The 25446-nt window shown below is 55.3% G+C and carries 24 protein-coding genes and 5 tRNA genes; 17 read left to right on the forward strand and 12 right to left on the reverse strand.

Translation table 11 applies throughout. The annotated features are described in order from the left end of the window. The first annotated feature begins 7 nt into the window (after positions 1 to 7). Complete coding sequence (locus NE562_RS13875; protein WP_280963035.1) at positions 8 to 1006, forward strand: copper amine oxidase N-terminal domain-containing protein; 999 nt, start codon at positions 8 to 10, stop codon at positions 1004 to 1006. A gap of 99 nt (positions 1007 to 1105) precedes the next feature. On the opposite strand, the gene NE562_RS13880 is transcribed toward NE562_RS13875, so the two are convergent. The 3 genes from NE562_RS13880 to NE562_RS13890 form a co-directional block, all read right to left on the reverse strand. Further along, complete coding sequence (locus tag NE562_RS13880; protein ID WP_280963036.1) at positions 1106 to 1423, reverse strand: hypothetical protein; 318 nt, start codon at positions 1421 to 1423, stop codon at positions 1106 to 1108. Between the two features lie 5 nt (positions 1424 to 1428). Next, positions 1429 to 1845: a hypothetical protein gene (locus NE562_RS13885; protein WP_280963037.1), complete on the reverse strand. Its 417-nt coding sequence runs from the start codon at positions 1843 to 1845 to the stop codon at positions 1429 to 1431. Positions 1846 to 1948: 103 nt separating this feature from the next. Further along, positions 1949 to 2039, reverse strand: a tRNA-Ser gene (locus NE562_RS13890). Between the two features lie 201 nt (positions 2040 to 2240). Here NE562_RS13890 and gltX point away from each other — a divergent pair. Beyond that, on the forward strand, positions 2241 to 3899 hold the full coding sequence (gltX, locus tag NE562_RS13895) for a glutamate--tRNA ligase (protein WP_280963038.1): 1659 nt from the start codon (positions 2241 to 2243) through the stop codon (positions 3897 to 3899). 186 nt (positions 3900 to 4085) lie between these two features. Then, positions 4086 to 5744, forward strand: coding sequence for a glutamine--tRNA ligase/YqeY domain fusion protein (locus NE562_RS13900; protein WP_280963039.1), 1659 nt, complete (start codon positions 4086 to 4088; stop codon positions 5742 to 5744). Between the two features lie 291 nt (positions 5745 to 6035). On the opposite strand, the gene NE562_RS13905 is transcribed toward NE562_RS13900, so the two are convergent. From NE562_RS13905 to NE562_RS13935, 7 genes are all read right to left on the reverse strand, one after another. After that, positions 6036 to 7298, reverse strand: coding sequence for a cation:proton antiporter (locus NE562_RS13905; protein ID WP_280963040.1), 1263 nt, complete (start codon positions 7296 to 7298; stop codon positions 6036 to 6038). 148 nt (positions 7299 to 7446) lie between these two features. Beyond that, on the reverse strand, positions 7447 to 8769 hold the full coding sequence (locus NE562_RS13910; RefSeq protein WP_280963041.1) for a replication-associated recombination protein A: 1323 nt from the start codon (positions 8767 to 8769) through the stop codon (positions 7447 to 7449). Positions 8770 to 8886: 117 nt separating this feature from the next. After that, positions 8887 to 10203 (reverse strand): hypothetical protein, encoded by a 1317-nt coding sequence (locus tag NE562_RS13915; RefSeq protein WP_280963042.1) that lies wholly within the window; start codon positions 10201 to 10203, stop codon positions 8887 to 8889. Then, on the reverse strand, positions 10196 to 10720 hold the full coding sequence (locus NE562_RS13920; protein WP_330646017.1) for an RNA polymerase sigma factor: 525 nt from the start codon (positions 10718 to 10720) through the stop codon (positions 10196 to 10198). Before NE562_RS13920 ends, NE562_RS13915 begins: the two co-directional genes overlap by 8 nt. Positions 10721 to 10865: 145 nt before the next feature. Next, positions 10866 to 12134 carry a hypothetical protein gene (locus NE562_RS13925; protein ID WP_280963043.1) on the reverse strand — a complete coding sequence of 423 codons (1269 nt, stop codon included), beginning with the start codon at positions 12132 to 12134 and terminating at the stop codon, positions 10866 to 10868. Positions 12135 to 12162: 28 nt separating this feature from the next. After that, the gene (locus NE562_RS13930) at positions 12163 to 12678 is read right to left on the reverse strand and encodes an RNA polymerase sigma factor (protein WP_280963044.1); all 516 of its coding nucleotides are present in this window, start codon (positions 12676 to 12678) and stop codon (positions 12163 to 12165) included. A gap of 129 nt (positions 12679 to 12807) precedes the next feature. Beyond that, positions 12808 to 14049 carry a 6-phosphofructokinase gene (locus NE562_RS13935; protein WP_280963045.1) on the reverse strand — a complete coding sequence of 414 codons (1242 nt, stop codon included), beginning with the start codon at positions 14047 to 14049 and terminating at the stop codon, positions 12808 to 12810. A gap of 257 nt (positions 14050 to 14306) precedes the next feature. Here NE562_RS13935 and fba point away from each other — a divergent pair, with 257 nt between their 5' ends. Beyond that, positions 14307 to 15239, forward strand: coding sequence for a class II fructose-1,6-bisphosphate aldolase (fba, locus tag NE562_RS13940; RefSeq protein ID WP_280963046.1), 933 nt, complete (start codon positions 14307 to 14309; stop codon positions 15237 to 15239). Positions 15240 to 15447: 208 nt separating this feature from the next. On the opposite strand, the gene NE562_RS13945 is transcribed toward fba, so the two are convergent. After that, entirely contained in the window at positions 15448 to 15801 is a 354-nt protein-coding gene (locus tag NE562_RS13945; RefSeq protein WP_280963047.1) for a helix-turn-helix domain-containing protein, read from the reverse strand. Between the two features lie 150 nt (positions 15802 to 15951). Then, a complete protein-coding gene (locus tag NE562_RS13950) occupies positions 15952 to 16332 on the reverse strand; it encodes a helix-turn-helix domain-containing protein (RefSeq protein WP_280963048.1) in 381 nt (126 codons plus the stop codon). Positions 16333 to 16580: 248 nt separating this feature from the next. Between NE562_RS13950 and NE562_RS13955 the strand changes: the two genes are divergently transcribed. The 13 genes from NE562_RS13955 to NE562_RS14015 all read left to right on the forward strand — a co-directional run bounded on the left by NE562_RS13955 (position 16581) and on the right by NE562_RS14015 (position 25342). Then, on the forward strand, positions 16581 to 16874 hold the full coding sequence (locus NE562_RS13955) for a YerC/YecD family TrpR-related protein (RefSeq protein WP_280963049.1): 294 nt from the start codon (positions 16581 to 16583) through the stop codon (positions 16872 to 16874). Continuing rightward, positions 16867 to 17607 carry a class I SAM-dependent DNA methyltransferase gene (locus NE562_RS13960; protein WP_280963050.1) on the forward strand — a complete coding sequence of 247 codons (741 nt, stop codon included), beginning with the start codon at positions 16867 to 16869 and terminating at the stop codon, positions 17605 to 17607. Before NE562_RS13955 ends, NE562_RS13960 begins: the two co-directional genes overlap by 8 nt. Positions 17608 to 17613: 6 nt before the next feature. After that, complete coding sequence (gene hslO, locus NE562_RS13965; protein ID WP_280963051.1) at positions 17614 to 18495, forward strand: Hsp33 family molecular chaperone HslO; 882 nt, start codon at positions 17614 to 17616, stop codon at positions 18493 to 18495. A gap of 83 nt (positions 18496 to 18578) precedes the next feature. Continuing rightward, a tRNA-Asp gene (locus NE562_RS13970) sits at positions 18579 to 18655 on the forward strand. A gap of 284 nt (positions 18656 to 18939) precedes the next feature. Then, positions 18940 to 19015: transfer RNA gene (locus NE562_RS13975), tRNA-Phe, on the forward strand. Between the two features lie 140 nt (positions 19016 to 19155). Continuing rightward, positions 19156 to 19231: transfer RNA gene (locus NE562_RS13980), tRNA-Gly, on the forward strand. A gap of 60 nt (positions 19232 to 19291) precedes the next feature. Beyond that, positions 19292 to 19365, forward strand: a tRNA-Cys gene (locus NE562_RS13985). A gap of 93 nt (positions 19366 to 19458) precedes the next feature. Next, on the forward strand, positions 19459 to 20343 hold the full coding sequence (locus tag NE562_RS13990) for a DMT family transporter (protein WP_280963058.1): 885 nt from the start codon (positions 19459 to 19461) through the stop codon (positions 20341 to 20343). 191 nt (positions 20344 to 20534) lie between these two features. Beyond that, positions 20535 to 21230 (forward strand): response regulator transcription factor, encoded by a 696-nt coding sequence (locus NE562_RS13995; RefSeq protein ID WP_280963052.1) that lies wholly within the window; start codon positions 20535 to 20537, stop codon positions 21228 to 21230. Between the two features lies 1 nt (position 21231). Beyond that, positions 21232 to 23334: a sensor histidine kinase gene (locus NE562_RS14000; protein ID WP_280963053.1), complete on the forward strand. Its 2103-nt coding sequence runs from the start codon at positions 21232 to 21234 to the stop codon at positions 23332 to 23334. Between the two features lie 135 nt (positions 23335 to 23469). Next, positions 23470 to 23847 carry a GntR family transcriptional regulator gene (locus NE562_RS14005; RefSeq protein WP_280963054.1) on the forward strand — a complete coding sequence of 126 codons (378 nt, stop codon included), beginning with the start codon at positions 23470 to 23472 and terminating at the stop codon, positions 23845 to 23847. After that, the gene (locus tag NE562_RS14010; protein ID WP_280963055.1) at positions 23847 to 24695 is read left to right on the forward strand and encodes an ABC transporter ATP-binding protein; all 849 of its coding nucleotides are present in this window, start codon (positions 23847 to 23849) and stop codon (positions 24693 to 24695) included. Before NE562_RS14005 ends, NE562_RS14010 begins: the two co-directional genes overlap by 1 nt. Continuing rightward, the gene (locus NE562_RS14015; protein ID WP_280963056.1) at positions 24695 to 25342 is read left to right on the forward strand and encodes an ABC-2 transporter permease; all 648 of its coding nucleotides are present in this window, start codon (positions 24695 to 24697) and stop codon (positions 25340 to 25342) included. The genes NE562_RS14010 and NE562_RS14015 overlap by 1 nt, the downstream gene beginning before the upstream one ends. The last annotated feature ends 104 nt before the right edge of the window (positions 25343 to 25446 follow it).

Below are 25446 nucleotides of genomic sequence, written 5' to 3' on the forward strand. Positions count from 1 at the left end.
ATTGATTATGAAAAAGAGATTTTTAGCAGCAGTGCTTGGCGCTGCCATGCTGGGCGCTACCGCCTTTGCCGCCGACCCGGCGGCGCCTGAGGACACGACCCCGGCCGAACCCGGCAACTACCCCTATACGATCGGCGAGGAAGCCACCGTGCTTGAAATGCAGCAGGGCTCCGGCGAGTATGCGGATATGCTGGTTAAAACCGATACGCATGAGGAACTGGTACTGCATTTTTCCGAAAACACGCTGCTCATGGATACGCAGACCGGATTTTTGGCCAATGAAACCGACCTGAACAAGGGCGACAAGGTATACGTTTACTACGGCGCCGCGATGACCCGCAGCCTGCCGCCGCAGGTCACGGCCGAAGCCGTGCTGGTCAATCTGGACGATAAGCATTCGCCCGCGCACCTGCTGACCGCGGAAGAGGTCGTGCGCAATCAGGACGGCAGCGTTACCATTCTGGCCGAATCCGGCAGCATGTTCGTGACCATTCCGGCTGAGACCGACATCCGCCCGCTGGCTACCAAGAATATTGTTTCCTTGGAAGATATCCACATGGGCACCCAGCTGTTCGCTTGGTATGATTTTATGGCGCTTTCCATGCCCGGTCAGGCCACTGCGACCAAGGTCGTGCTGCCGCCCCAGCAGGATCGCGCATTCACCATGATCCATGAAGGCGACATCGCGATCGGCGAGGGCAAGGTGGAAAACGGTATCGCGATGGTGCCGCTGCGCGCCGCCGCCGAAGCCAAGGGCTTTACCGTTACTTGGAACGGCAAGGATCAGAGCGTTCAGCTCTCGAACGGCGAGATCCAGACCACGGTAACGCTGGGCGAGGATCTGTACTACTATGCCTCTGCCAAGGCTGTCGGCATGTCCAAGCCGAGCCCGCTCGGCGCTGCCTCCTATGAGCAGGACGGCACGACTTGGGCTCCGGCTCAACTCATAACCCTGCTGTGCGGCGAAAATTCCGCCGTGCTGATGGGCAGCGTAATGTATCTGTAAAGATCAAAACATGAAAAAAGAGCTTTCCCCAAGTTTTTGGGGAAAGCTCTTTTTTTATGCCCTTATAGGGCTTGTTCATGCCGCCCCGCTTTGGGGTGGTCATGACTTTCGTCCCGTAAGGGCGGCTCGTACAACACCCTTGGGGTCGCGGATCAGCAGAGAGACCACCCAAATGACCAGCCCCAGCGCGACAGCGGAAAGGCCAAGGTACAGATCGTTCAGCATGTCCGGCAGGGCGGGGGTGAAAAAGGCCGCGCCCTGTTCCGCGTATGAAAAGATCGCGTCCACCAGCCACATCAGGGAAGCGCCCCAATACATCCAGCACAGAATGCCGACGCGCAGATCGTTATTCGGCGCGTTTTTATACCAAACAGCGGTGCTGATGACCGCGGCAAAAACGGTGATAAGTAAGGTCATCCGGTTTACCTCTGTTCGGAGGCAGGCTCCGGCAGCCGGGCCTTTTTCTCCATGGCGTTCGTAACCAGCACCATGGCGCCCCAGACCGCCGTGACGAGCAGCGCCATGCTAACGCCCACCGTGGCCATTTCATGCATCATCACGGAAGCGTCCGCGGGGTTCGCGGCCGCGGTGAGGAAGGGAAACCACGGCACGATTTCACCGTGCCAAAGGTGCTCGAACGCAAGCAGGACCGAACCGCCCCAGAGCAGGCTCGAAAGCCACTTCAGCTTGCGCGAGAAGGGAATTTTCGTCTGTGTTTCCGCGTGCGCGAGCTCCGCGCCGCCTATGCGCACGGACGCTTCCTTTTCCTTCGATTTCATGATGCGCGCGGCGATCGTGGTAACGACGGCCTCGGCGACAGGAACGACAAAACATGCCATGATAAATCCCCCTTATTTCAATGATCCTTAAAAAATAGTACAAACCTAGATAATAAAGAAAAGTTGACAGATTTCCCAAAACGGCAACCTGTCAACTTCTTCTTGGCGGAGAAGGTGGGATTCGAACCCACGTGCCGTGTTACCGGCAACTCGATTTCGAGTCGAGCTCGTTATGACCACTTCGATACTTCTCCGGATGCTGGGTGGTCACACCTGTTCTCACAAGTGCCTATATAGTTTATCATAGATTTTAGCGGGATACAAGAGGCTGGAACAAAAAAAATCGTCTAAATTTGTCGAATTATGTCGACAACCTTGCAAGGGGCAGGTTTACGTGATAAAATATCAATATCGCGGAAAAATATGCCCGCAGACACGTTTTTGGAGTGAAAAGAATGGATCATACTATACTGGCGGAACGACTGTTTCCGCATATTACGGAAACGCCCGAACAGGTAGAAGCGCGCTATCCCCAAAGAGAGTTGCCCGAAGGCGCTAAGGTGACCCGCATGGGCCCCAGCCCGACCGGCTTTATGCATTTGGGCAACCTATTTGGCGCGCTGGTGGACGAACGGCTGGCGCACCAATCCGGCGGCGTGTTCTACCTTCGCATCGAAGATACCGATAAAAAGCGCGAGGTCGAAGGCGGCGTGCAGACCATTCTTTCCGCTTTTTCGTCCTTTGGCCTGCCGTTCGACGAAGGCGCGACCCTGACGGGAGACAATGGCGCTTACGGGCCCTACAGACAGAGCCAGCGCGCCGAGATCTACCAGACCTTTGTAAAAAGTTTGGTGCAGCGCGGCCTTGCATATCCGTGCTTTTGCACCGAGGACGAGCTTGCCGCCGCGCACGCGCGACAGGAGCAGAATAAAGAAAACTTCGGCTATTACGGTTCCTACGCGGTCTGGCGCGACCGGCCGATGGAGGATATCGAGGCGGCGCTCGCGCAGGGCTTACCCTATGTGATCCGCTTCCGTTCAGAGGGCTCAATCGAAAACAAGGTGCGCCACGAGGATCTGGTCAAGGGCAAAATGGAACTGACCGAGAACGATCAAGATATCGTGATCCTGAAATCGGACGGCATACCGACCTACCATTTCGCCCATGTGGTGGACGACCACCTGATGGGCACGACCGTGGTCGTGCGCGGCGAAGAGTGGCTCGCCACGCTGCCCGTTCATTTACAGCTGTTTCGCGCCATGGGCTGGAAGGCGCCCAAGTACGCGCACACCGCGCAGTTGATGAAGATTGACCCGGAGACCGGCGGCAAGCGCAAGCTGTCCAAGCGCAAGGACCCGGAGCTAGCGCTCGATTTCTATTACGCGGAGGGTTACCCGGTGCCCGCCGTGCTCGAATACCTAATGACGCTTCTCAATTCCAACTTTGAGGAATGGCGACGCGCCAACCCGGATCTGCCGATGAACGATTTCCCGTTCACAACCAAGAAGATGAGCGGCTCCGGCGCGCTGTTCGATATCGAAAAGCTGCGCGACGTGTCGAAAAACGTCATCTCCCGCATGTCGGCTGAGACCGTGTACGACTATGTGGCCGATTGGAGCCGCGATCACGACGCCGCGTTCCACGCCCTTTTCACGCAGGAGCCGGAAAAGAGCAAGGCTTATCTCGCCATTGGACGCGGCGGCAAGAAGCCGCGCAAGGATCTGGCGCTTTGGTCGGACGTCAAACCCTATATGGACTTTTTGTTTGACGAGCTGTTCCAGCCCGATTACACCATGCCGGAGCGCGTTTCGGCAGAGGATGCGAAGGCCATTCTGGCAGCCTATGCCGCGGAATTTGATGGTAGCGACACGCCGGACGCCTTCTTTGAAAAAATGAAGAAGCTGGCCGACCGGTTTGGCTTTGCCAGCGATACCAAGGCCTACAAGGAAAACCCGGATCAGTTCAAGGGCCCGGTGGGCGACGTTTCAATGGTCATCCGTGTTGCGGTGGCGGGGCGGCAGAATGCGCCCGACCTGCAATCGGTCATGGGCATTATGGGGCGCGAAGCCGTATTAAAGCGGCTGAAGAAATGCGAAAGAGCAATTAGTAATTAGTAATTAGTAATTATGGAGTCCGGCGGAGCCGGACATCTTGAGAATTTTTAGGAGGTAGGAGTTAGGAAGTAGGAAGTAGGAGTTAGGAAAGCGGTATTTGCGCGCAGCGCATTAATTTCATGCCGGCTATGCCGGCGTTCCGCAATTTCTAATTTCTAATTTCTAAATCCTAATTTAAAAGAGAAAATGTTGGAAAACGTAAACAACTTTTTGACTGAGATCATCGACGAGGATCTCGCGGCGGGCCTTGCCGAAAGGATACACACCCGCTTCCCGCCGGAGCCGAACGGCTATCTGCACATCGGCTCGGCCAAGGCGATTTTTATCAACTGGTCGATCGCCAAGAAGTACGGCGGCCTGTTCAACCTGCGTTACGACGATACCAACCCGGTCAAAGAGGATACGGAGTACGTCGATTCGATCTGGGAGGATATCAAGTGGCTGACCGGCGAAGAGCCGAACGGCGGCGTTTACTACGGTTCGGACTATTTCGAGACTTGCTATGAATGCGCCGTGCAGCTCATCCGCGACGGGAAGGCCTTTGTGTGCGACCTGACGCAGGAGGAAATGCGCGCCTACCGCGGCTCGCTTAAAGCGCCGGGGAAAGAAAGCCCCTACCGTGACCGTTCGGTCGAAGAAAACCTGCGCCTTTTTGAAGAGATGCGCGCGGGCAAGTATCCGGACGGTTCTAAAACGCTGCGCGCCAAGATCGACATGGCGAGCCGCAACATGAACCTGCGCGACCCCGCGATCTACCGTATCGTACGGGCGCATCACCACCGGCAGGGGGATGCGTGGTGCATTTATCCGCTGTACGATTTCGCGCACCCGATCCAAGACGCGATCGAGGGCATCACGCATTCGATGTGTTCGATCGAGTTTGAAAACCACCGGCCGCTGTATGAGTGGGTCGTGGACAACTGTCCGTTGCCGCACCACCCCAAGCAGCGCGAATTTGCCCGCCTGAATGTGACCAATACGGTCATGAGCAAGCGCTACCTGCGCGAGCTGGTAGAGACCGGCCGCGTCGAGGGCTGGGACGATCCGCGCATGCCCACTCTTTCCGCGCTGCGCCGCCGTGGCTATACGCCCTCCGCGATTTTGGACTTTGTGCAGCGCGCGGGCATCGCCAAGGCGAATAGTCTGGTCGATATCAAGCTGCTGGAACACTGTATCCGCGAGGAGCTGAACAAGACCGCGCTGCGCCGCATGGCCGTGCTGGAGCCGATCAAGCTGACAATTACCAACTATCCGGAGGACAAGCAGGAGTCGTTCGAGATCGCGAACAATCCACAGGATGAAGCCACCGGCACCCGCATGGTGCCGTTCACGCGCGAGCTTTATATTGAAAAAAGCGACTTTGCCGAGGTGCCGCCTCCGAAGTTCCAGCGCCTCAAGCCGGACGGCGAGGTCCGCCTGATGGGCGCGTATATCGTGAAGTGCAACGAGATCGTTAAGGATGAGAACGGCGAGGTCGTTGAGCTGCGCTGCACGGCCGATCTGGAAACCGGCAACGGCATGCCGGCGGATGGCCGCAAGGTGCGCGGCACGATCCATTGGGTATCCGCGCCGACCGCGATCGACGCGGAGGTCTATCTGTATGAAAACCTCTTCACGCTGGAAAACACGGCGGACGTACCGGAAGGCACCAATTACCTCGATTTCCTTAACCCGGATTCGCTGAAAAAGCTGTCCGGCTGCAAGCTGGAGCCGTCTGTTGCCGAAGTGGAAACGGGCGCGCACATGCAGTTTGTCCGTATGGGCTATTTCGTAAAAGATCGTGAACCCGGCCGCTTCAACCGTGTCGTCACGCTTAAGGATAGCTTTGCGAAAACATTAAAATAATGCATAAAAAGCGCCTTGCAGTTTTCTGCAAGGCGCTTTTAGGCTGTCAAAAACGGGTTTTTGACAGCCTTCGATCGAAACAAAGCCCCATTTCGATCGAGTATTCCGGCTTCTGCGCGCGCCTTACAGGCACACTGGAAGTCGGTTTGTATAAAAACTCACGCACATGTCGCGAGTTTTTATGGCTTTGCCGCAAGTGGCAAAAGCCTATTTTATGCACGCTGCGGCGTGAGGACTGTTTTAACAGGCTAAGGCGTCTCTTGCAGTATTCCGCAAGGCACTTTGGGTATTTTAGGGAGTTTCTTCGTCGTCTGTTTCGTCCGGCGAATGGGGGGGCGGGTTTTTCAGATGCTCCTTGGGGATCGCGCCGGAGAGGGTGAGCGCCAGCTTGGCGCAGGCCGGGCCGATCAGTTCGTATAGCACGGACGAGGCTAGAATGATCGTCAGCAGCATGTTGCCGACGGCGGGCGGCAGCAGCCGCTGGCCAAGGAACGCAAGGCCGATCGCAACACCCGCCTGCGGGATCAGGGCAAGGCCGAGGTATTTGCGGATCTCCGGCGGGGCGTGCGTTGCTCGCGCGCCCAGATAAGCGCCGCCGTATTTGCCCAGAATACGGATGAAGAAATAGGAAACGCCGATGATGCCCACCGTGCCAAGCAGGCGAATGTCCAGATTCATACCGGACACGATGAAGAAAATACTCATCACGGGCGGCGTGAAGCCGTTTAGTTGGTGGAACAGCGCCTTGTCGCGCGTCAGGTTGATGTAGGATGCGCCAAACACCATGCAGGAGAGCAGGGGAGAGATATCGACCAGCGCGCACAGGCCGGAAAGACCGAGCAGCATGGCCACCACCAAAATGAGCCGGTTGTCGCGCGAGCGGGTCGTCGGGCGAAGCAGCCGCGCGAGCAGCCAGCCGCAAACAAAACCGAGGCAGATGGCGAGCAGGTTGTAAACAATGGGTAAAACAATATCGAGTACCGCCGTTACGCCGGTATCGTGGCTGTTGACAAGCGCGGAAGCAACGCTAAAGGCCAGTAGGCAAACAACATCGTCCAGCGCGGCCACTTGCAGCAACGTATCGACAAATTCGCCCTTCGCGTGGTATTGGTTGATGGTCATCATCGTGCTGGCGGGCGCGGTGGCGGTCGCGATCGCGCCGAGCAGCAGGGAAAAAGCGCTGGGCAGGCCGAAAATGAAGTACATTGCCAACGAAATGAGCACGCCTGCCAGCAACGATTCCATCACAGTAATGACGATAACGCCCCAGCCGGTCTTTTTCAGCGTTTTCTTACGGAAAAACTTGCCCACGCCAAATGCGATAAAGGCCAAAGCAATATCGCTGACAAAGCCCATACGGTCGACGATTTGATGGGGCACGAGGCCGAGCGCATGTGGGCCGATGATCATACCGGCCAGAATAAAGCCGCTTACATTGGGCAGATGCAGCCGCTTGGTCAGGCGTGTGAGAAGAAAGCCTGAAAAAAGGATCAGGCTGAGTGCGATCAGGACAGAAGTATTTTCTGTCAAAGGTTCATAAAGTGCAGATAACATGCCGCTCACCTCCTATTGAATATTAAAATATTACTATCATGATATACTGTTCTGTGGTTAAAAGCAAATAAATCGTGAAAAAAACAACAAACACGCAGGAAAAACCGGCCGATTATCCAAAAATAACGGCCGGTTTTTGATAAATATGCTATTTATCGCGGTGCGCTTTTTTCCATGCTTTAATCTGTTCCAAACGCTGTTTGTACTTGGCTTCGGAGCCCTGATCGGTGGGGCGGTAGTAGGTGCGGCCCTCCAGCGAATCGGGCAGGCACTGCATGTTGGTCAGCTTTTCCTCGGTATCGTGCGCGTATTGGTAGCCCGCGCCGTAGTGCAGTTCCTTCATCAGCCTCGTGGGCGCGTTGCGGATGACAAGGGGGACCGGCTCGGCAAGCTGTTGCAGCGCATCTTTCTTCGCGCTTTCGTAAGCCATATAGAGGGCGTTCGACTTAGGCGCGAGCGATAAATACGTGACCGCGTGCGCTAAATGCACGGTGCATTCCGGCATGCCGATGAAGTGGCACGCCTGATAGGCGGCAACGGCGACTTCCAACCCGCGCGAATCGGCCATGCCGACATCCTCGCTTGCAAAGCGGACAACGCGGCGGGCGACGTACAGCGGGTCTTCTCCGGCTTCCAGCATGCGGGCAAGCCAGTAAACGGCGGCGTCCGGATCGGAGTTGCGCATGGACTTATGCAGCGCGGAGATGATGTTATAGTGCTCCTCACCGTTTTTATCATATAAAAGCGATTTTTTGGAAATGCACTGTTCCAGCGTTTCTGGGCGCACAGTGACCACGCCGCCCTCCGTATCGCCGTTTAAAACGACCATTTCAAGGGTGGAGAGCGCGGTGCGCGCGTCACCGTTCGCGAAGGCGGCGATCATACCGAGCATGTCGTCCTCCATGTGGATCTGCTGGCCGCCAAAGCCGCGCTTGCTCGTCAGCGCGCGACGAAGCAGACCGGTCAGCTCGTCCGCGGAGAGCGATTGCAGCACAAACACCTTACAGCGGGATAATAGCGCGCCGTTTACCTCGAACGAAGGGTTTTCAGTCGTCGCGCCGATCAGGATGATGCTGCCCTTTTCCACAAAGGGGAGGAAGGCGTCCTGCTGGGCTTTATTGAAACGGTGTATCTCGTCGACAAATACAATGGTCCGCTCGCCAAAACGGCGGTTGTCCTCCGCGCTCTTCATGACCTCGCGTATCTCCTTGATGCCGCTGGTGACGGCGGAAAAATCGATAAAAGAGGACTTGGTGCGGTTTGCGATAATGCGGGCGAGCGTCGTTTTACCAACGCCGGGCGGGCCCCAGAAGATCATGGAGGATACCTGATCGTTTTCGATCAGCCGTCGCAGAACCTTGCCTTCGCCAAGCAAATGCGTTTGGCCAAAAAAATCGTCCAGCGTTTGCGGGCGCAGCCGGTCGGCCAAGGGCCTTGTCGCATCGCCGCCGAACAGGGTCTGCTGTTCCATCCTTTCACCACCATTTCTGTTTTATCTGTATTATAACACCGAACAAATGTTCTGGCAAGATGGATAAAGAAAAATCCCCTTTCTCGTTGCCGTCAGGCTGAGAAAGGGGAACTGCTGCTATTGCAGCGGCACGGTCACGCCGTCAAAGTTCATGGATACGATTTCGGCTGGGTCGATCGGCTGATCGAAGGTCCATTGGTCGTAGGCCTTATCCTCGGTATGCAGACCACCGATGGAGTTGTTGCTCAGGATTAGCTTGGTGCCGTCTCGGAGCATAGCGTAGGTGGGACGACCGCCAAGCACCGTGGCCTTGCTCTCGGAAATAGCGCGAACAGACAACTGGGACACCTTGATTTCTTGAACAAGTGCGCCGCCTACCTGAACGGCTGTGGAATAGGAAATGGATTCAACCGGCTGAATGGTAATGTCGGCCGACCAGTCTCCCCTTACCGGATCGCAAAGGCTGTATTTTCCTTTTAGGCCGTCGAAGGTCGCGTAGGGAAGTTCATCGGGCGATATCTCAAACATATTGTCGCAATACCACGTACCGTTATAAAAGAAACAAATTGTTTGACTATTGGCTAACCGTTCCTCACGGAAGGGAGCCTGCATAAAGGAAGTCAGATGGCTGCCTTCATGGTTCGCATCACCGATAAAGGCCGTTTGAATATGCAATTTACCATCTGTACCAAAACCGACCGAGGATAACCGCGCGTATTCGGTATCGAGCGCAAGCGGCGTTTGTTCAGGAACCAACACAAAATCGGGATCGATATCGAACAGACCCGAGATTTCAGGACGGCCGACCATCGTTTGCAGGCTGGTTTTTTGTAGCAGCTCGTGTGGAAAAGCTAGATCCGTTTGCTCAATATATTCGCGTGGATGAAAGCTGTGCAAGCGGATCGTTGCAGGGGTGTCCTCCGCCAATTCATTGCCTGTTTCGGACAGCTCAATTAATGCGGTATGAGTTTGCTCGTCATAAGAAATTATTTGATTGCCGATAACTTTTGCGCCTACGTTTGGGAGATCCTCAATGCTGCCTCCTACGGTCATATCGCCGCTCAACCGGTCGCCGGTCTTATCCTGCACTTCGCAGTAAACCTTGATCATGCCACTGTCCGACAGGGCGGAAACGGGGCGCACCTCGATACCGTCGTCCTCAACGGCAACGCCGCTGATCGGCTGGCTTTGCTCGGTGAAGCTGCCAAGCGCTTTGGCAAGCGCCTCTCTCAGTGCGGGGCTGACGGCGGCAAAGGCCGAAACCGTTAAAACGATCGTCAAAGCCGCGGCCAGTACGATCTTGCCAGCAGTCCAGCGCATGGACGGGCGGCGTCTCTTTACGCCCTGTCGCAGGATATCGGCGCGGCGCGCGGGTGAAAGCGTTAAGTTTTCGAGCGTCATGTCAAGCTCCTTCCTCATATTACGTTCATGCATCGTAATACCATCCTTTCAAGCTCTCGCGCAGCTTTGCACGCGCGCGGGACAGTCGGGCGGTGACGGTGGGCACGGATATGTTCAGCGCCTCGGCGATCTCGCGCACTTTCAGCTCCTGATAGTAATACAAGAGGATGACCTCACGGTAGGGCCGTGAAAGAGCCATAATGGCGCGGGGCAGCGTATCGTCTACCTGCGGACGGTCTGGCGGCGCGAGCAGCGCGTCGAGCTCCTCCGCCGGGGCGCGCCGGCGTTTCCAAGGCGAACGCAGATAGCTTTTGCACACGTTCACCGCAATCCGCGTGATCCATGTCGTTTCGCTGCTTTCGCCGCGAAAGCGTCCGGCGGCTTGCCACGCGCGCAGAAGGGTCTCCTGAACAGCGTCCTCCGCTAAGTGCGCGTCCCGCAGATACAGCGCGCATAAGCGCAGCAGGCGGTCGCCCCAATCATCCATAAGGCGCACAAGGCCTGCTTCGTTTTCCAAATACGAAACGGGTACATGCTCGGTCTGCTCCACGGCGAAATCACTTCCTCTCTATGGTTTGACGCAATGAAACGGCAAAATGCTGCAAAAAAAATTTGAGCCCGCAAAACAGGCTCAAACTTTTCTAATTTGGTTCATTATAACACGGTATGGACGCTAAAACAAGCGGAATGGAAAACTATTGCAACGGGACGGTCACGCCGTCAAAGTTCATGGATACGATATCGGCGGGGTCGATCGGCTGGTCGAAGGTCCATTGGTCGTAGGATACCGCCCCAGTCCCCATGGACTGCACACAATTATTGGTCAGGATCAACTTAGTACCATCGCGCAGGGTGGCATAGGTAGGACGATAGCCCAGTCTGGTGCGCTTGCTGTCCGAAATGACGAGCACGGAAATGGCAGATACCTTGACCTGCTTTACGCGCGCACCGCCCACCTGCGTGTTTGCCTGAAGTGTGATCGAGGGTGCGGGCTCGATTGTGATGTCAAGCGACCAATCCCCCTCAACCGGCGGTTTTACATACATACGTCCGTACAGGTCGTCGAACGCAAGGTCTTCAAGATCGTCCGGTGTGACGCTGTAGGAAGCGTCCGCGTACCAAATGCCATTTTGCTGGAACGTGGCGCCGGTAAGGTTTTGATTATAGATGATATCGTCTTTTCCGGAACGGCTGCGCGCGGTGGTGAGCACACGATTGTTTTCACGATTGGCACATCCCAAATAAGCGTATTGAATATGCAGGCGTCCATCGCTCCCAAAGCCGAAAGAAGATAGACGGATATACGCCGCGCCATCCAGCGCGCTAGGGGTTTGCTCCGGTACGAGAACGGTTTCGCCTTTTTCTGTTTGCATCGTTTCCAGTGTAGCTGTGGTCAGAATATCCGTAGGCACAGATACGGCGCCGTCCTTTATAGATTCCTCTGCCTGAAATTTTTGGAAGTGTATGGTCGCGGGCGTATCGCCCTCTAATACAGCGCCGGACTGTAGCAGTTCGACCAGCGCGGTACGTGTTTCCGCGTCATATGCGATCAACTGCGTCCCGCCGCTGGAAGAATCCTCGGCCCAAGGCAGGCCGTCGATCCATCCGCTAATCCTCATTTCAGAGCCGAGCCGGTCGCCGGTTTTGTCCTGCACCTCGCAGAAAATGCGAGTCATAGAGCTGTCTGACAGTGCGGAGACCACACGGATCTCAATCCCGTCCTGCTCAACGGCGACGCCGGTGATCGGCTGGCTTTGCGCGAGGAAGCTGCCAAGTGCATTGGCGAGCGCTTCTCGTATCATGGGGCTGACGGCGGCAAAGGCCGAGACCGTCAGCACGGCGGCCAGAACCGCCGCCAGCAGGATCTTACCGGCAGTCCAATGGATGGGGCGTCGTTTGGCTTCCAGACCGCGTAAGATCGCATCGCGTTTGGCGGAGGTTAGCGTTATATTAGCCATGGTCATGTCAAGATCACTCCTCATGTTCCGGTGGTTATTCTTCATCGTAGTACCACCCTTTCAGTGTGTGCCGCAGCTGCTCCCGCGCGCGGGAGAGACGCGCGGTAACAGTGGAAATGGGCAGGTGAAGCATATCGGCGATCTCCCTCGCCTTCAGCTCTTGATAGTAGTACAGGATGACGACTTCGCGGAGGGGACGGGAAAGACTCATGACGGCATGCGGCAGGGTATCGTCTACTTGTGGATCGTCCGCCGGGGCGAATAACGTATCCAGCTCCTCGGCCGGGGCGCGCCTGCGCTTCCAAGGCGAGCGCAGATAATCCCTGCATACGTTGACCGCGATATGGGTGATCCAGGTCGCGGCGCCACTGTCGCCGCGGAAGGTATCGCGCGCGCGCCAAGCGCGCAGCATGGTATCCTGCAACGCGTCCTCCGCGAGATGGATATCCCGCAGATAGAGCGTGCACAGGCGCAGCAGCCGATCGCCGTACGTATCAAGCAGCTGGGGGATCATTTCGGGATCCGGCCGCTGCGATCGGTCCTCTGCCATTAGTCCTTCACATCCCTTCCTAATGAATTGACGGTGCAGCGCCCGTTTTTGCCGCATAAAAAAGAATTTTTTTCAAAAAAAACGCCCCCACGAATTTCGTGGGGGCGTAAAGGGACTTGCTAGAAAACCTTACGGCTTGGCAATGATCTTCTTGAGCTGGGCGAAGCGCGGCAGGCCGTTTACCTTGGGGCCTACGTTTTCGCCGTTTACCAGCGGCAGTGCGTATTCGATAAACTTCTCGGTCACGCCGTTGCCTTCCTCGTTGATCCACTCGCGCGGAACCTTCTTTTCGGTGTTTGCAACCTCGGAGAGGGGCAGAAGCTCGATCTCGCACTTGTAGCCGTTCGCGTCACGGGTGCACTTGAAGCCGGGCATAAAGTCGGTCTTGCCTGCAACGGCGTTCTCGACAGCAGCCTTACCGGCCATATAGGACTCGTCCACGTCGGTCTTGGAAGCGCAGTGCGCGGCGCAGCGCTGCAGCAGAGAAAGCTCGATGCCGCGAACCTTGCAGCCGAGTTCGTTCTTAACAGTGTCAGCCAGCATGGCGGCCAGACCGCCCAGCTGCGCGTGGCCGAAGCCGTCGGTAGCGGAGGTTTTCGCTTCGGAAACGAAGGTGCCGTCGGCATAGTGAATGCCTTCGGAAACGGCGACAAGGCAGTTGCCCTTTTCGTCGTAAATGCGCTTTACGTCCGCGAGGAACTTCTTCATGTCGAAGTCGGTCTCGGGGAGGTAGATCAGGTCGGGACCTGCGCCCTGCGCGGTCGCAAGACCGGCGGCGGCGGTCAGCCAGCCGGCGTGACGGCCCATGATCTCAACAACGCAAACCATGCCGATGTCGTATACGCGCGCGTCCTGATAGATCTCCATGCAGGAGGTAGCGATATACTTGGCGGCGGAGGAGAAGCCGGGGCAGTGGTCGGTGCCGAACAGGTCGTTGTCGATCGTCTTCGGGATACCCATGACGCGGCACTCGTAGCCGGACTTCATCATATACTTGGAAACCTTGTTGCAGGTATCCATCGAATCGTTGCCGCCGTTGTAGAAGAAATAGCGGATATCATACTTTTTGAAGATTTCGAGGATGCGCTTGTAATCGGTATCGTCGATATCGGGATCGGCCAGCTTATAGCGGCAGGAGCCGAGGGCCGAGGACGGGGTATAACGCAGCAGCGCGAGTTCGTCGCGATCTTCCTTGTCGATGTCGTACAGTTCGTCATTCAACAGGCCCTTGATGCCGTGGGCCATACCGAACACGCGGGTGATGGACGGATTGTCCAGCGCAGTCTCCAGTGCGCCGAGAACGGAAGAGTTGATCACCGAGGTCGGGCCGCCGGACTGGCCGATGACGCATGCGCCTTTCAGTTCACTCATGATTTTGAAAACCTCCTAACAAATTAAAACACATTGGTTTGTTACCTTGCCACTGCATTTTCTTTCACTTTAAAGGTTACCATAAAAACGGAATAAAATCAATGGAATTTTGGGTTTTTTGGGCAGGGGGCGGCGAATAGCCGAGAAAAGCAAAAAATGGGGGGCATTTGGATTATGGACTTGATTTTAGGCCGACATACTGGTAGAATAGTGGTGGAATTCTTTATTAATTTCATTTATAGAAAGGAAGTTTATCCATGTCATTAGTTACTTCTGCAGAGATGTTCAAGAAAGCTTATCACGGCGGCTACGCTGTCGGCGCTTTCAATGTGAACAACATGGAGATCGTGCAGGGCATTACCGAAGCTTGTCAGGAGCAGAAGGCTCCCGTTATCCTTCAGGTATCCAAGGGCGCCCGTGCATATGCAAACCACACCTACCTCGTTAAGATGGTAGAGGCCGCTGTCAAGGAGTGCCCGGATATTCCGATCGCGCTGCATCTGGACCACGGCTCTGATTTTGAAATTTGCAAGTCCTGCATCGACGGCGGCTTTACCTCCGTTATGTTCGACGGTTCCGCCATGCCGTACGATGAGAACGTTAAGGTTGCCAAGCAGGTTGTTGAATACGCGCACGCGCACGGCGTTGTCGTAGAGGCCGAGCTCGGCCAGCTCGCCGGCGTTGAGGACGACGTTGTCGCTGAGGATCACCAGTACACTGATCCGGCGCAGGTTGAGGATTTCGTTACCAAGACCGGCGTTGACTCTCTGGCAATCGCGATCGGCACCTCGCACGGCGCTTACAAGTTTAAGCCCGGCCAGAACCCGCAGCTCCGCTTCGACATTCTGGCGGAAGTTTCCCGCCGTCTGCCGGAGTTCCCGATCGTGCTGCACGGTTCCTCCTCTGTTCCGCAGGACATGGTTGCTAAGGTCAACCAGTACGGCGGCGCTATGCCGGACGCTATCGGTATCCCGGAGGAAATGCTCCGCGAGGCTGCCAAGGGCGCGGTCTGCAAGATCAACATCGACTCCGACATCCGTCTGGCCATGACCGCCGCGATCCGCGAGCACATGGCGCTGCATCCGGCGGATTTCGATCCCCGCCAGTACCTGAAGCCTGCCCGTCAGGCCGTCAAGGACATGGTTGCGCACAAGCTCGTCAACGTGCTTGGCTGCAACGGCAAGGCCTAAAAGTAGATATGAAAGAAAGCGCGCCGGATTTTCCGGCGCGCTTTTTGCATTCGCGTTTGAATGCGCGGCGGGGTGAGGTCACCCCGCCCTACGTATAAAGAAAACAGCCGACCTCCATGTAGGGCGGCGTGACCGCACGCCGCCGAACTCATTTCGTTCACAAAATTGCCCGTTGCATACGAGAACTGCAACGGGCACTTTTCTTATATTATTCTTTCATGTGAGCTAAGGCATGAATGATCTTCGCTATAAATTCCCTATCTTCTGCTGATAGTTGAAGCAAATCGTTTAACAAGGATTCATAAGCCGCATCCATTGCGGCATCGTCTGTTTTGGAAACTACTTTGCTCCACGGCGTCTGAATGGCAGTCATTTCAAGCAGGTAATCGGTGCTAACGTTATAAAGCTGAGCAAAGAATTTTATGCTGGCAATAGAGGGCTCGTTAATATTCGTTTCATAAGCTCCTATAGCAGCACTGGTTAAATTCATTTTATCGGCAACTTCTTTTTGTGTTAACCCAATATCTTTTCTAAGCTCTTGCAATAATTCGCCTATAGCCATTTTATCACCTCTTGTTTACTTAAATATAGTGCAAACGAGCACGGAATCTTTGAAATACAACAAAACATATGCGAAAGCAATGTTTAGTTGATTACGCTGGTGATTCGTTGCTTATTACACGCGGCGGTCGCCCGTGTCAAGGAAAGTATATCACATAAACGCCAATGCGCCGCGGATCATGGCGGTAATCAATTCGATTTGATGAGGGGAAGCGGCCAGCCAAAGATCGGAGAGTATGGAGAAATCGCTTAGCTCATGAACAGCCAGCGAATCTTGCAACACGTAAGTGGGAGATACCGAAAGTTCGTTACATAACGTGATAAAAACCGGTAGGCTGGGCATTTTGCGCCCGGCTTCGATCTGCCGCAGATAAGTCGCATTGATGTGGCATCGTTCAGCCAGCCGTTCGCCGGTCAATTCCTTATCTTTGCGCGCGGCTTTAAGGCGTTGTCCCATATATCTATGAAAACATATTTGCGGAATCTGCGCGTTGGCACCTTCTGCCGCCGCCGGACTGTTATGAGCTTTCATTTAAAAATACCTCCGTTACCCTTAGTGTTGATGCGAATATTATAATCACACCAAACTGGATGATGGTGAAGATGAGCAAAAACAACTCGCTTTATTAACAAATTGCAGAAAGCAGATTAGTGAAAATACTATATATGGATAGGGAAAAACCACCCTTGGGAGTTTGAACTTGTTACACTTTACATTATGAAAGCGGTGTGATATAATGTTTGTATCATAAGAAGAATTTTGAATAGGGAGGGAGTATCTTGAACAAAAAACTGAAGGATGAGGATATGGACATCCTCTTTCAGGGCATTTTGAAGCTGCAATCCGTGGAAGAGTGCTATGATTTTTTTGAGGACCTGTGTACGATCGCTGAGCTGCGCGCGATGGTACAGCGCTTTCAGGTGGCCCGCATGCTGGACGAAGGCCGTATTTATTCCGACATCGTGCAGGAGACCGGCGCTTCCACCGCGACGATCAGCCGCGTTAACAAGTGCCTTGTTTACGGCTCGGACGGCTACCGTACGCTGCTAGACCGGCTGAAGGAAGATGAATAGCTATCAGGCGCTTTCCGCATACTACGACCGGTTTACGGAGGACGTGGGCTATGCGGAATGGGCGGACTTTTTTCAGGCGCTGTTCCGGCGCGAGGCGCTTTCGCCAAAGCTGATCCTTGATCTGGCGTGCGGCACCGGGCGGCTGACCAGATTGATGACCGAGCGCGGCTATGAAATGATCGGCGCGGACGCTTCTCCGGAAATGCTGATGCAAGCCATGGAAAGCACGATGGAGCTATCGCCACGGCCGTTGTTTTTGAACCAGCGCATGGAGGAGCTTGACCTATACGGCACGGTTGACGCGTGTCTGTGCTGCTTGGATTCGGTCAATTATGTGACCGAGCCCGCGGCCTTGCGCGAAGCGTTTCGCCGCGTACACCTGTTTTTAGAACCAAAGACCGGGCTTTTCGTGTTCGATGTGAACACTCCGGAGAAATTCGCCCGGATCGATGGACAGAGCTATGTCCGCGAGGAAGCGGACGTGTTCTGCGTGTGGCAGGCTGCCGTGGAGGACGAGCTGTGCGCCTATCAGTTTGATATTTTCTCGCGCGAGAACGGCCTGTGGCGCCGCGCGCAGGAAACGCACGAGGAACGCGTTTATCCGCTGGAAACGCTGCGGCAAATGCTGGCCGAAGCGGGCTTTGCCGATATCCATACATACGGCGATTTTGCCTTTTCGCCCGTTCGGGGCGGGGAGGACCGCGTATTTTTTACCGCAAGAAAGAGAGATTAACGAACTATGAGCGATACTTTATTGCGCGCTTTGACCCGCAACGCGGGCATTCAGATCGTTGCCGCCCGCACGACCGGGCTGGTGGAGCGCGCGCGCGAAATACATGGGACCCTGCCGCTGGGCTCTGCGGCGCTTGGCCGCACGCTGACCGCTTCCGCTATGCTGGGCAGCCAGCTCAAGGTGGAGGACGGCTCGGTGACCGTGCAGATCAGAGGCAACGGCCCGCTGGGCGCGATCGTCTGCGTGGGCGATTCGGACGGGTTTGTGCGCGGCTATCTGCAAAATCCGGCCTGCGACCTACCCCTGCGGGAGGATGGCAAGCTGGACGTGGGCGGCGGCGTGGGCCGCGGCTATCTGATGGTCATTAAGGATATTGGGCTAAAGGACCCTGTGACCGGCACGGTCGCGCTGACAAACGGCGAGATCGCCGCCGACCTGACGCGCTACTTTGCGGAGAGCGAGCAGATCCCCTCCGCCTGCGCGCTGGGCGTTTTGGTGGATACCGATCAGTCGATCAAGGCGGCGGGCGGTTATTTGGTGCAGCTGATGCCCGGTGTGCGGAACGAGGACATCGACCGGCTGGAAAAAAACCTTGCGCAGATCCGCCCGGTCAGCTCGCTGCTTGCAGAAGGACAGACGCTCGAGCAGATCATAGAGCAAGTGTTGGACGGCTTTGACGTGGAGTTTTTACAGACAAGTGAAATCGGCTATCGTTGTGGGTGCAGCAGGCATAAAGTAGAACGCGCGCTTATCAGCATGGGCCGTGACGAACTGAAAAAAATGGCGGACGAACAGGAAAAAAGTGAGGTTACCTGCCAATTTTGCGATAAAATCTATGCCTTTACGCGGGAAGAATTGCAAGATTTGCTGACGCAGGCAGAAAGCTGAAAAAAGAAGAAAAAAACTGTTGACAGAATGATGGTTTTTAGATATAATAATTACTGCCGCTGGTAATAAAGCGGCAGCAAATTGGCCCGGTAGCTCAGTTGGTTAGAGCGCTAGCCTGTCACGCTAGAGGCCGTGGGTTCAAGTCCCATCCGGGTCGCCACTTCCAGTTTCATCAGGTCGCTTACGAAAGTAGGCGACCCGGATGGGACTTGAAAGAGCGGCGGCGTAGCCGTAAAAAATATGCCGGTGGCATGTTTTTTAGCTCGTGGGTGTCAACGCAAAGGTGATAACCCCGCGGCTAGGCGCCACTAGCCCCTAAAATAGCAACCACAGGGTCGCCCAAAACGCACCCGCCCTTTCCAGCGTCCCGCCGTTAGGCGATTTATCGAAAAACCAGCGAAGCGAAGTTTTTCACGCATCCCGCCGTTAGGCGATTTATGACACGCCTCTGTAGCTCAGTCGGTAGAGCAGGGGACTGAAAATCCCCGTGTCGGTGGTTCGATTCCGCCCGGAGGCACCATTTTTCATATCGCACCCTATGGTGCGATATGAAAAATCCATGCTTTTGCCCCAGCAAAAGCGATTTCGCCCGGAGGCACCGGTTTTCCCGCGGAAAACGATCATACCCGACATGACAGCACAAACGGCAATAAAATATATGCGGCTGTAGCTCATCTGGTAGAGCGCCACCTTGCCAAGGTGGAGGTAGCGAGTTCGAGCCTCGTCAGCCGCTCCAATTTTTTTCTTCACTTTTTAGGAATGCCGTTTCATTTTCCGCATATCTTAAATATGGTATGGTACCATAGCCAAGCGGTAAGGCGTGGGACTGCAACTCCCTGATCCCCAGTTCGATTCTGGGTGGTACCTCCAGAAAAAAAGACCATCGGCTTTTCGCCGATGGTCTTTTGCGTTTTTATCACATAATAAGCGTACAGGAATGAAGGAAGGAATCGGGTGATCAGAATGTTATCAAAGAAAAGCAAGGCTATTGGTTTTATCCTGCTGTCCGCTTTTGGGTTTGCCGCGATGAACGCGCTGGTCCGTCTGGCGGGCGACCTGCCGTTTACGCAAAAGGCGTTTTTCCGCAACTGCGTTGCGATGATATTCGCGGGCTTCGTGCTGAAACGCAACGGCGTGGGGTTCCGCTGGGAAAAAGGCAATCTTCCGCTGCTGACCTTGCGCGCCGTGTGCGGTACGCTCGGCATTTTCTGCAATTTCTACGCGGTGGACCATCTGCTGTTGGCGGATGCCAATATTCTAAATAAAATGTCGCCCTTTTTCGCCATCCTGTTTTCGCTGGCGCTGCTGCGGGAGCGCGCGAATTTGGTGCAGTACGGCGCGGTGCTCGCGGCTTTTGGGGGCGCGCTGCTGATCATTAAGCCCGGTTTTTCCTCGGCGGTATTCCCGGCGCTGGTCGGTCTGGCGGGCGGTATGGCGGCGGGCGCGGCCTATACGGCAGTACGCGCGCTGTCGGGGCGGGGCGAAAAGAGCGCGCGGATCGTGTTTTTCTTTTCTGCCTTTTCTACGCTGGCAACGCTGCCGTTTTTGATATTCGACTATCACCCGATGACGCTTTGGCAAACGGCCTGCCTGCTCGGCGCGGGCCTTGCCGCGACATTGGGACAGTTCGGCGTAACGCTGGCCTACGCGCACGCCCCGGCCAAGGAAATATCGGTGTTTGATTATACGCAGGTGCTGTTTGCGGCGCTGCTGGGCTTTATGCTGTTCGGGCAGATACCGGACCTGCTGAGCGCGATCGGCTATGTGGTGATCTGCGGCGTATCGGTCCTGATGTTTTTCTATAACCGCATGCTGGAAAGCCAGACAGAAGCGCGCGAAAAGGGATAACAACAAAAGACGCTTTGTGACAAGCGTCTTTTTTGCTGCCCGGCGCGGCGGTGTGACAGGCGGCGCGGGGTATGCTATAATCGAAACGGGCGCTTTGCCGCCTTGGTGCAATCTCAAGAAATTCTTAATAAATTCGTGAATAAAACCAACAGAAACCTTTGTTATGATAGTACCTGTAAGGAGGGGGAAGCATGGAGAAATTAAAGATCCTGATCGTGGACGACGATCACGAGATCGTCGATAGCATTGCGATCTTTTTGCAGGCGGACGGCTACGAGATCGAAAAGGCATATAACGGGCTGGAAGCGCTGGACATCATCATGACCAGACCGGTGCATTTGCTGCTGCTTGATATCATGATGCCGGAGCTGGACGGCATCAAAACGCTGCTCAAGGTGCGGGAAAGCAAAAATATTCCGATCATTCTGATCTCCGCAAAATCGGAGGACGCGGATAAGATCTTAGGGCTGACCGCCGGAGCGGACGATTACATCACAAAACCCTTTAATCCGTCCGAATTGGTCGCGCGGGTCAAGAGCCAGCTGCGCCGCTATACCCAGCTTGGCGCAATGCAGGTGACGGAAAAACAGATCGCCATTCGAGGCCTTGTGCTGGATACGGAAAGTAAAACGGCCTCGGTGGATGGGGAAGAGGTGCGGCTGACGCCGCTGGAATACAAAATTTTGGAGCTGCTCTGCCGCCACCCCGGGCGCGTGTTCTCAACCGAGGAGATTTACCGGCAGGTGTGGAACGAGGAAGCGGTTTCCGACAACGCGATCGCGGTGCACATCCGCCATATTCGTGAGAAGATCGAGATCAACCCCAAGGAGCCCCGCTACTTAAAGGTCGTCTGGGGCGTCGGCTACAAGATAGAGAGGAACGAGTGAGATGAAAAAAGTAACAAGGTCGCCTATCCTCAAGGCGGTCGCCTTTATTCTTTGTCTGGTGTGCGTCGGTTTAGCCACCATGACCGGAGGTAAAACGCTGGAATGGTTTCTGGATCAACAAAGAAACGGACAGGACGGCGAAGTAGGCGTCTATACCTTTGAAGCGGACTTTAACGAATCCTATATCCTGAACAACCCTTTCAGCAGTGCGTCCGGCATTTTAGACCGGATGCTACGCGGCGGAGGAGAGTCGGATCGGGATATGCGCCAGCTGAAAGATAACTTTGCGGGTGATTATTACGCGAAGCTGGGCGGGACTGTGATTAAAAATGCCGATCTGACGCAGGAAGAGGTGGAAAACTCCGCCTATTATGTGGTAATCCGCCCGGATGAAGTGTACACCAATGTGCGGCTTTGGTATAACGGCGTGCTGGAACGCTGGAACCCGGACTATAATTATGCCTTTGATAATGCGGCGCACAACCAGACCGTGGAGAACGCAAGGAATATTCTGCAACCGGGCGACTGCATCATGCTCCGCATGACCGAGCAGCAAGTTTCCCCCTTGTACCAGCGCTGGCAGGAGGGCAAACAGACCTTTGAAGGCGCCTTGCGGCGCGTGCTGATGCTGTTTGCGGTCGCGATAGTATCCTTCCTTTACCTGCTCTTTGTCACCGGCCGTAAGCCGGAGGACGAGGAGGTGCATTTGGTGCTGATCGACCGTCTGTTCGTTGAACTCAACCTTGCGCTGATCGCGGGTATCGTGGGGCTTAGCATTGCGCTGTCCTTTGTCGCGATCGAAGAACTGAGCTATGGTAACGGCTCGGGCGTCGCGGTCATTTTCCAACTGCTCACGCTGCTGCTCGTGTGTTCGTTTGCCATGGTGATGGAGCTGATCCTATCCCTTGTCCGCAATTTGAAAAACCGCAGCTTCGTTGCCCGTTCGTTCATCCTGCGCGCCTGTAAGTGGTGCTGGAAAGTCGTTAAAAAGCTGTGGTTCTGGTTTATCCGTATGTGCAAAAAGGCTTGGCACGCGCTGGGCTACGGCAAGGATACGCTGTGGAACGGTCTTTCCAAAAACTATAAAACGCGCAATGTGGCGCTGATCTTCTTCGGCTATACGGCCGTGCTTGCCATACTCGCCATGATCTTCGGCTTCTCGATGGACTATGGCGACGGCGCGCTGGCGTTTGTGCTCGGCGTGGTCTGGTTTGGCGTGGCGGCGGTATTCCTTGTGAACCGCGTCGCGGGGTTCGATAAAATCGTGGAGGGTCTCAAGCGCCTGCGTGCGGGCGAACTGTCCTATAAGGTGACCGACGCGCCGGCGGGTGTGTTTGCCGCCATGGCGGATGATATCAACTCCGTGGGCGACGGCTTGCAGGCCGCGCTGCAAAACGAGATTAAGGCCGAGCGCATGAAGTCCGAGCTGATCACCAATGTATCGCACGATTTGAAAACGCCGCTGACCAGTATCATCAACTATTCCGACTTGCTTTGCAAGGAGCATCTCAGCCCGGAGGAAGCGAATGATTACGCGAAGATCATTTACCAGAAATCAAACCGGCTGAAAAATTTGACGAGCGATCTGTTTGATATCTCCAAGGTGCAGTCCGGCGCGGAAACCATCGCCTCGGAAAAGCTCGATGTGTGCACGCTCGTGCGGCAGGCGCTGGCCGAGCAGGAGCACGCGATCGCGGACGGCGCGCTTGTCATGAAAGTGACCATGCCCGAGCGCGAGGTGCCGGTTCTGGCGGACGGCAAAAAGCTTTCCCGCGTGCTGGAAAACCTGCTGGGCAACTGCGTGAAATATGCGATGCACGGCACGCGCGTGTTCATCACCGTGGCGCAGCGCGAGCGCGACGCGCTGATCGAGATTAAAAACATTGCCAACTACGCCATGGAGTTTGACAGCGAGGAGATCACCGAGCGCTTCGTGCGCGGTGACGCGGCCCGCACGACCGAGGGCTCCGGTCTTGGTCTGGCGATCGCCAAAAGCTATGTGACTGCCTGCGGCGGTTCGCTCAAGGTGGATGTGGACGGCGACCTGTTCAAGGTCACCATCACGTTCCCGCTTTATGGAATCGAACCTGTCGGCAATACCTGACGCGCCCTTGTGAAAAATCGCCCTCGCGGGAGCAATCCTGCTTGGGCGGTTTTTTTATGTTTTCTTTCTTGAGGCTATTGACAGGGTGAATATATTGTGTATAATGAGTATATACGATATGGAAGGGAGAACACCATGGAGATCATCCTGTCGAATATGGACGGCGCACCGATCTATGAACAGATTTTCCGACAGATCAAGACCAAGATCGTATCGGGCGAACTGCGTGCGGGAGAAGCGCTGCCTTCCATGCGCCTGCTGGCAAAGGAACTGCGTATCAGTGTGATCACGACCAAGCGGGCCTATGAGGAACTGGAGCGAAACGGATTTATCGTAACGCAGACCGGGCGCGGCAGCTTTGTCGCCTCGTGCAGTACCGAACGGCTGCGCGAAGAACAGCTGCGCGTGGTGGAGGAACATTTGTCGAACGCGGTGCAGGCCGCACGGATTGGGCAGCTGCCTGAAAATGAATTTTTGGATATTGCCAAGACTCTGTTCGAGGAGGAAACATAATGGAAAACGCATTGGAGATAACGGGCCTGTGCAAGCAGTACGCGGGGTTCGCGCTGCAAGACGTCGGCTTTACGCTGCCACGCGGCAGCGTGATGGGGTTCATCGGGGAAAACGGCGCGGGCAAGACCACCACGATCAAGGCGATCCTAAACCTGATTCGCCCGGACAGCGGCGATATCCGCGTGCTTGGGCTGGACAACCGAAAGGACGAGCGGGCGTTTAAGGAACGCATCGGCGTTGTTTTGGAGGATGGCAGCTTCTTAAACACGCTCAACGCCTGCCATGTCGATACGCTGCTGGGCAAGGCTTACCAAAACTGGCATTCGGATCAGTTCTTCGGCTTTATGAAGCGCTTTCATATCGATGAAAAGAAGCCGATCAAGGATTACTCCAAGGGAATGCGGATGAAGGTGGCGATCGCGTCCGCGCTGTCGCACGACGCTGAATTGCTGATCATGGACGAACCGACCAGCGGCCTTGATCCGATCGTGCGCGACGAGGTGCTCGATGTGTTTTACGATTTTATGCAAGATGAACGGCACGCGATTCTGCTGTCCAGCCACATCACAAGCGATCTGGACAAAATAGCCGATTTCATCACCTTTATACACAATGGGCAGATCGCACTGTCTGAGCCGCGCGACGAACTGCTGGATACCTACGGCGTGCTGCGCTGCACCGCCGATCAAATGGCCGCGCTGTCGCCGGAGGCGGTGCGTGCAAAGCGCGCGGGCGCATTCGGCTGCGAGGCGCTGGTGCGGCGCGGTCAGGTGCCCGCGAACTGGCCGGTGGAAACGGTTAATATCGAACAAATCATGCTGTTTTTAACAAGAGGGGAGACTTTCTGATGAAAGCGATGCTGTATGCCGACTGGATGAGCTTTAAACAGTCGCTCAAGTCACTGCTGTTCGTCCTTGCGGTTTTTGCGCTGACCGGTTTGTTTATAAGCGGACCATCCTTTTTTTCCATGATCATCGTGATGCTCAGCATCATGACGCCGATCACGCTCTGCTCGGTCGATAAGGCCTACGGCTGGGATCGGCTGAGCCTGTCCATGCCGATCCTGCGGCGCGACGTGGTGGGCAGTAAATTCGTACTGAGTCTGTCCTCCAGTCTCGCTATGCTGGCAATCAGCACGGTGCTGGCGGCGGTGTATAACGTGTTGCATCCGGAAGAGGACTTGATCAGCAATCTTGCGGGCCTGATCCTCTGCGAGGCGATGTCGCTGATCCTGATGGGCGTTATTTTGGTGGCTACCGTCAAGTGGGGCATTGAAAAGGCGCGGTATGTGATGATCGCCTGCGTCTGGGTGCCCATCCTCTTTGTGTTTCTGGTAAAGAAGGTGGGCGTGCCCATGCCTGACTTGAGCTGGCTGGAATCGCTCAGCGGCGCCACGCTGTGCTCATACGCGGTCGCGCTGACGGCCGTTGGCCTGATCGTTTATCTGATCTGCTATGCGTTAGCAGTAAAGGTTTATCAAAAGACCGAGCTATAAGAAAACAGAAAAAGGGCTGTAAAAAACTGTTGCAAAATAGAAGAGTACTCAAATGTCATTCTGAACGAAGTGAAGAATCTCGCGCGAACGCGCGTTCCCAGCGT

The organism is Butyricicoccus faecihominis (assembly GCF_024462775.1).
GTDB classification, from domain to species: Bacteria; Bacillota; Clostridia; order Oscillospirales; family Butyricicoccaceae; genus Agathobaculum; species Agathobaculum faecihominis_A.

Excerpts from the sequence above, each read along its gene's own strand:
- NE562_RS14010 (WP_280963055.1), top strand. The coding sequence starts at position 23,847 with ATGGAAAACGCATTGGAGATAACGGGCCTGTGCAAGCAGTACGCGGGG.
- hslO (WP_280963051.1), top strand. The coding sequence starts at position 17,614 with ATGAGCGATACTTTATTGCGCGCTTTGACCCGCAACGCGGGCATTCAG.
- NE562_RS13905 (WP_280963040.1), bottom strand. The coding sequence starts at position 7,298 with ATGTTATCTGCACTTTATGAACCTTTGACAGAAAATACTTCTGTCCTG.
- NE562_RS13935 (WP_280963045.1), bottom strand. The coding sequence starts at position 14,049 with ATGAGTGAACTGAAAGGCGCATGCGTCATCGGCCAGTCCGGCGGCCCG.
- NE562_RS13945 (WP_280963047.1), bottom strand. The coding sequence starts at position 15,801 with ATGGCTATAGGCGAATTATTGCAAGAGCTTAGAAAAGATATTGGGTTA.
- NE562_RS13930 (WP_280963044.1), bottom strand. The coding sequence starts at position 12,678 with ATGGCAGAGGACCGATCGCAGCGGCCGGATCCCGAAATGATCCCCCAG.
- NE562_RS13885 (WP_280963037.1), bottom strand. The coding sequence starts at position 1,845 with ATGGCATGTTTTGTCGTTCCTGTCGCCGAGGCCGTCGTTACCACGATC.
- NE562_RS13910 (WP_280963041.1), bottom strand. The coding sequence starts at position 8,769 with ATGGAACAGCAGACCCTGTTCGGCGGCGATGCGACAAGGCCCTTGGCC.
- NE562_RS14000 (WP_280963053.1), top strand. The coding sequence starts at position 21,232 with ATGAAAAAAGTAACAAGGTCGCCTATCCTCAAGGCGGTCGCCTTTATT.
- NE562_RS13875 (WP_280963035.1), top strand. The coding sequence starts at position 8 with ATGAAAAAGAGATTTTTAGCAGCAGTGCTTGGCGCTGCCATGCTGGGC.
- NE562_RS14015 (WP_280963056.1), top strand. The coding sequence starts at position 24,695 with ATGAAAGCGATGCTGTATGCCGACTGGATGAGCTTTAAACAGTCGCTC.
- fba (WP_280963046.1), top strand. The coding sequence starts at position 14,307 with ATGTCATTAGTTACTTCTGCAGAGATGTTCAAGAAAGCTTATCACGGC.
- NE562_RS13950 (WP_280963048.1), bottom strand. The coding sequence starts at position 16,332 with ATGAAAGCTCATAACAGTCCGGCGGCGGCAGAAGGTGCCAACGCGCAG.
- gltX (WP_280963038.1), top strand. The coding sequence starts at position 2,241 with ATGGATCATACTATACTGGCGGAACGACTGTTTCCGCATATTACGGAA.
- NE562_RS13995 (WP_280963052.1), top strand. The coding sequence starts at position 20,535 with ATGGAGAAATTAAAGATCCTGATCGTGGACGACGATCACGAGATCGTC.
- NE562_RS13900 (WP_280963039.1), top strand. The coding sequence starts at position 4,086 with ATGTTGGAAAACGTAAACAACTTTTTGACTGAGATCATCGACGAGGAT.
- NE562_RS13915 (WP_280963042.1), bottom strand. The coding sequence starts at position 10,203 with ATGCATGAACGTAATATGAGGAAGGAGCTTGACATGACGCTCGAAAAC.
- NE562_RS14005 (WP_280963054.1), top strand. The coding sequence starts at position 23,470 with ATGGAGATCATCCTGTCGAATATGGACGGCGCACCGATCTATGAACAG.
- NE562_RS13880 (WP_280963036.1), bottom strand. The coding sequence starts at position 1,423 with ATGACCTTACTTATCACCGTTTTTGCCGCGGTCATCAGCACCGCTGTT.
- NE562_RS13990 (WP_280963058.1), top strand. The coding sequence starts at position 19,459 with ATGTTATCAAAGAAAAGCAAGGCTATTGGTTTTATCCTGCTGTCCGCT.
- NE562_RS13960 (WP_280963050.1), top strand. The coding sequence starts at position 16,867 with ATGAATAGCTATCAGGCGCTTTCCGCATACTACGACCGGTTTACGGAG.
- NE562_RS13925 (WP_280963043.1), bottom strand. The coding sequence starts at position 12,134 with ATGACCATGGCTAATATAACGCTAACCTCCGCCAAACGCGATGCGATC.